The sequence below is a fragment of the Roseomonas rosulenta genome (assembly GCF_016106005.1).
GTDB classification, from domain to species: Bacteria; Pseudomonadota; Alphaproteobacteria; order Acetobacterales; family Acetobacteraceae; genus Neoroseomonas; species Neoroseomonas rosulenta.
Window position 1 is genome coordinate 1 of record NZ_JACADR010000607.1, and the last position, 850, is coordinate 850.

Below are 850 nucleotides of genomic sequence, written 5' to 3' on the forward strand. Positions count from 1 at the left end.
CAGGCGGCGTGACCATGCGCCGCCTGCTGCTGGCGGCCATCGCGGCCGTCGCGCTCGCCGCGCCGCTCGCCGCGCAGGAGGCGCCGCGCGACGCCCGCCCGATCCGCTGGCTGGTCGGCCTGCCCCCGGGCAGCGGTCCGGACATGCTGACGCGGCTGCTGGCGGAGCGCCTCTCGTCGCTGCTGGGCCGCGCCATCGTGGTGGAGAACCGCCCCGGCGCGGCGGGCAACCTGGCGGCCGCCGCCCTCGCCCGCGCCGCGCCGGATGGCACGACACTCGGCACGCTGCTGGCGGCAACCGTCGCGATCAACCGTCATCTCTATCGCGACCTCGGCTTCGACCCGGCGCGGGACTTCACCCCGATCAGCCATTTCGCGTCCTTTCCCGGGGTGCTGCTGGTGCATCCCTCGGTGCCGGCGGAAACGCTGGCCGGTTTCGCCGACTGGGTGCGCGCGCAGCCGCAGCCACCCCTGTGCGGCACCGGCGGCGCGGGGGTGGTTCCGCATCTCGCCACCGCCTGGCTGATGCGCGAGATCGGCGCGCGCTGCGAGTTCGTGCACTACCGCGGCAGCCCGGAGGCGCAGCGCGACCTGATCGCCGGCCGCGTTCAGCTGCTGGTCGACGGGCTGCCGACCGCGCGCGCCACGCTCGCCGGCGGGCTGGCGCGCGGGATCGCGGTCACGTCGCTGCAGCCGGTCGCGCAGACGCCGGGCCTGCCGCCTGTCGCCGCCACCTATCCGGGATTCGAGGCGCTGTCCTGGATCGCCGTGGGCGCGCCGGCCGGCCTGCCGGAACCCCTCGCCGCGCGCCTCGAGGCCGCGGTGGCCGAGGCGATGGCCGATTCCGACCT

Annotated in this window: 1 protein-coding gene; it reads left to right on the forward strand. The window is 76.7% G+C overall.

Annotated elements, in window-relative coordinates:
• Positions 1-14: 14 nt before the first annotated feature.
• Positions 15-850: Bug family tripartite tricarboxylate transporter substrate binding protein (locus HW578_RS27190; RefSeq protein WP_198373805.1), on the forward strand; the 836-nt coding region annotated here is incomplete at its 3' end.